Origin of the sequence: Corallococcus sp. CA047B, from assembly GCF_003612065.1 — a bacterium.
Classification (GTDB): domain Bacteria; phylum Myxococcota; class Myxococcia; order Myxococcales; family Myxococcaceae; genus Corallococcus; species Corallococcus praedator.
In genome coordinates this window covers 1-4157 of the sequence record NZ_RAWD01000516.1, presented here as the reverse complement: position 1 = coordinate 4157, position 4157 = coordinate 1, and the positions used below count along the sequence as shown (strand labels likewise).

General features: G+C 70.2%; 2 protein-coding genes and 1 pseudogene. All 3 read right to left on the bottom strand.

Going from position 1 to position 4157, the window contains the following annotated elements:
• A pseudogene (locus tag D7X74_RS44660) lies at positions 1–762 on the bottom strand (hypothetical protein); the annotation flags it as partial.
• A gap of 406 nt (positions 763–1168) precedes the next feature.
• On the bottom strand, positions 1169–2380 hold the full coding sequence (dnaX, locus tag D7X74_RS40180) for a DNA polymerase III subunit gamma/tau (RefSeq protein ID WP_120538218.1): 1212 nt from the start codon (positions 2378–2380) through the stop codon (positions 1169–1171).
• Between the two features lie 79 nt (positions 2381–2459).
• Positions 2460–3998: an NAD(P)/FAD-dependent oxidoreductase gene (locus D7X74_RS40175; protein WP_120538217.1), complete on the bottom strand. Its 1539-nt coding sequence runs from the start codon at positions 3996–3998 to the stop codon at positions 2460–2462.
• Positions 3999–4157: the final 159 nt, after the last annotated feature.

The window sequence follows — 4157 nt, the reverse complement described above, 5'->3', positions numbered from 1 at the left end:
ATAAGAGACAGGGGTGAACGCGGCGGGTGCCGGAGTGAGCGGTGTTGGCGTCGGCGCCGCGGGCGGTGGCGTGAACGGGTTGGGGACCGGAGTCGGTGCCGGGGGCGTGAACGCGGCAGGCGCCGGGAGGGGCGATGCGGATGTCGGAGTGAACGCGGCGGGCGCCTGAGCGGGTTGCGCAAGTGGCACCGTGAACGTGGCGGGCTCTGGAGCGAACGCGGCGGCATCTGGCGTCGGCGCAGGAACCGGCTGCGTGGGCTCGGTGGGGGCCGGAGTGAACGCGGTGGGGTCGTCCGACGGGAGGCACTCGCCGGAAGCACAGCCCTCGGCGGAGCCCTCCTCCGGGAAGAGGCGTTCGTCCGCCTCATCATCGAAAGGCTGAGGCTCGAGCGGGCCCTCCGGTTCGGGCCGGCGCATGTTGGTGATGCGCACGGTGGGCCCAGGCGTGGGCTCCTCCATGGGGGCAGGAGGAGGGAGGGGCTGCGCGCCGCCGTTGCGAAGGAAGGACAGGGGACGCGCCGCCGACGGGGGCAGGTCGTCCATGACGATGCCCGGAGCCGGTGGGCCCTCCATCGCGGGCGCGGCACCACTGCTGTTGCGGAGGAACGCAAGCGGTCGCGCGGCGGATGGGGGCAGATCGTCCATCACCACGGGCGCGGGAGGCCCGCTGGCGGGAGACGGCCCGGGGCCGCCATTGCGCAGGAAGGAGAGGGGGCGGGCCGCTGCGGGGGACAGCCCCTCCATGAGCGCGGCCGGAGGCATCCGCGCGGCCCCTGGAGACGCACTGGTGGATGCGGGCGCGAAGGACCCGGGAGCTACCGGCGGACGCGAGGATGGCTCGACATGGGCGAAGCCCGGCGCATCCCCCGTACGGGCCGCGCCGTTCGCGGGCAACGAGGTTCCAGGGGCCTCGACCGGACGCGGTGCCGCTCCCGCATGGGCGGCAGGACCCTGTGCGTCGAACGAATGCGGCGTGGCGCCGGCGTAGGCGGCAGGGCGCTGGGGCTCGAACGAACGCGCGGGAGTGCCTTGTTCTTCGAACGGACGCGCTGTGGCTCCCGCATAGGCGGCAGGACCCTGAGCATCCACCGGACGCGGAGGGGCCGCCACGGGCGCGGAGGCCGCGCGCACGTCGGACGAACGGGACGGGGGAGGCTCGAACGGGGCCTCAGGCGCGAAAGTTCGAGGGACCGGAGCGACCTCCTGGCGCTCCGGAGGTGCTCTTCGCGGCGCCTTCCGCGCCAAGCCCCGCCGACAGCCGCTCCACGCGGGCCAGCAGGTCGGGAATCGATCCGGCGGGGGACAGCTGGATGGCCTTGAGCAGCGCCATCTCCAACGCCAGCCGGGGCTGGGCCGCACGCGACACGTCCCAGATGCAGCCGTGCACGATGTCGAACAGGCGCGAAAGCTGCGCCGTGTCCGCTTCCTTCGCGAGCGCCAGGAGCGCCTTCTGCTCGGACTCGGCCAGTTCCTGCGGCGCCTCACCCAGCGACTTCGTGACGAACAGGTGCCGCAGCTGCAGCGCCAGCTCCTCCGCCAGCCGCTTCAGGTCCAGGCCCCGGTTGAACACCTCGTCCACGCGGCCCAGCACGCGCTTCGCGTCCTTGCGGACCAGCGCCTCCGCGAAGTCCTGCACCACCGTGCGGTCGATGGCGCCCATCGCCTCCGCGACGGCCTCGTCCGTGGGGTCAGGCCCGCACGACGCGAGGATCTGATCCAACAGGCTCAGCGCGTCGCGCATGCCGCCTTCGGACTGGCGCACCACCAGCGACAGCGACTGCTCGGAGATGCCCGCCTTCTCCGCCAGGCAGATCTCCTTGAGCCGCTGGAGCATCCGCGCCGCGGAGATGCGCCGGAAGTTGTGGCGCTGGCAGCGCGACAGGATGGTGTCCGGGAGCTTGTGCGCCTCCGTCGTCGCGAAGATGAACTTCACGTGACCGGGCGGCTCCTCCAGCGTCTTCAGGAGCGCGTTGAACGCCGCCCCCGAGAGCATGTGCACCTCGTCGATGATGTAGATCTTGTGGCGGTCGCGCTGCGGCAGGTACTTCGCGTTCTCGCGAATCTCGCGCACGTTCTCGACGCCGTTGTTCGACGCGCCGTCGATCTCCGCCACGTCCACGCTGGTGCCGGCGGTGATCTCCGTGCACGCCCGGCAGGTGCCGCACGGATTCGCCGTGGGCCCCTGCTCGCAGTTGAGGGCCTTGGCGAGCAGGCGGGCGGCTGTCGTCTTGCCCACCCCTCGAGGCCCACAGAACAGGTACGCGTGAGCGACCCGGTCCATCTTGATGGCATTCCCGATGGTCCGGACGACGTGCTCCTGTCCGGTCATGTCATCGAACGTCTGCGGGCGCCATTTCCGGGCGAGGACGAGGTAGCTCATGGGGGATGTCATCTAAACACGGCGGGACGAATGATCCATGGAACGTCCATTCCTCCCGCCGTGTGAGACGCACTCCGCCTCAGCGTCCGAGCGCCTGTAGCACCACGTTGGCCGCGTTGTGGCCCGCCGCGCCGATGACGCTGCCCGCCGGGTGGCAGCCCGCGCTGCAGAAGTAGAGCCCCTGCACGGGCGTCTCATAGGGAAGCCGGTCCGTGAACCCCAGCTTGTTGTCCACGTGATGGATGTGCCCGCGCGTGATGCCGAAGTGGGATTCAATCTTCGGCGGCGTCAGCGCGAAGTACTCCTGCACCAGGTCGCTGGTGCCCGGAGCGAAGCGGTCGCAGATGGACAGGAGGTGCTTCACGTACTTCGCCTCCTCCTTCTCCCACGTCGTGCCTTCCAGCTTCTCCGGCACCCACTCCACGAAGAGGGCGGAGTTGTGGTGGCCTTCTTCGTCCTTCAGCGACGGGTCCACCGTGGTGTGCACGTACCACTCGATGGAGGGGAACTCCGCGAGCCGGCCCGCCTTGGACTCCTTGTACCCATGCGCGAGCGCCCCCAGCACGTCGTCCACCTGGGGCAGCAGGTGGATGGTGGGCCCGAACTGGCCCCGGTCCTCCGGCAGGCAGGTGAAGGTGGGCAGGCCCTTGAGGCACAGGTTCACCTTCAGCGTGGTGCCCGGCGAGGACATGCCGTCCACCTTGCGGCGGTAGTCGGCGGGCAGCGCGGCCGGGTCCACCCACTTCAGTGTGCGGAAGGGGTCCGCGTTGGAGATGACCACCTTCGCGGAGACCTCTTCGCCATTCTCCAGCACCACGCCCTTCACCACGCCCGCGTCCACGCGCACGGACGCCACCTTCGCATTGGTGCGGATGTCCGCGCCGTGCTTGCGCGCCAGCTGCGCGATGCGCTGGGTGACGGTGCCCATGCCGCCTTCGACGATCATCCACGTGCCGCCGCTGCCCGGCAGCCGGCAGAGGTTGTGCACCAGCAGGTTCATGCCCGTGCCCGGCGTGTCATAGCCGCCGTCCAGGCCGGAGAACGCGTCGGTGACGGCGTACATCGCCTTCACGAAGTCGGACTTGTAGCCGAAGCGCTCCAGGTACTCGCGCGCCGTGCCGCGACACAGCCGCACGAAGTGCTGGCGCAGGGCAGGGCGCACGTAGCGCTCCGCCGTCGCCTCCAGGGACAGGGGTGGCAGGAGCCACGCGGGGGCCAGGTCCTCGCGCAGCGCGGCCAGCTCCGTGTTCATCGCCACGTGGGCGTTCCAGTCCGCCTCGGAGAAGAACTCGCGGAACTGCCGCTCCAGCTCCCGCTCGTCCGAACCGAAGAGCAGGTAGCGCTTGTCCATCGTCGGCAGGAAGTAGTGCGGATCCCTGCGCTTGAGGGGCATGTCCAGCTGCAGCTCCTGGAGCAGCTCCGGCGGCATCAGGCCCAGCAGGTACGCGCCGGTGGAGACCCCCAGCTTCGGCGCGGTGCGGAACGGGTACTCCGTCTTGCACGCGCCGCCCACCATGGCCTTCTCTTCCAGTACGGTGACGGACAGGCCCCGGCGCGCGAGCATCGCCGCCGTGACAAGTCCGTTGTGGCCCGCACCCACCACGATGACGTCTGGCATGGTCTTCCTCCTTGGGAAACGCTTGGGGAAAAGGTCGTTCCTACCCGAGCCCGGGCCTCCCCGCCAAACGCCGCGCGCCTTGCTTCGCACGTCCGGTCCAGAAAGAGTCGCGCCGTCCCGTGAACGCCTCCGCCCCCGACGAGCCCTCCGCCCCCGGCA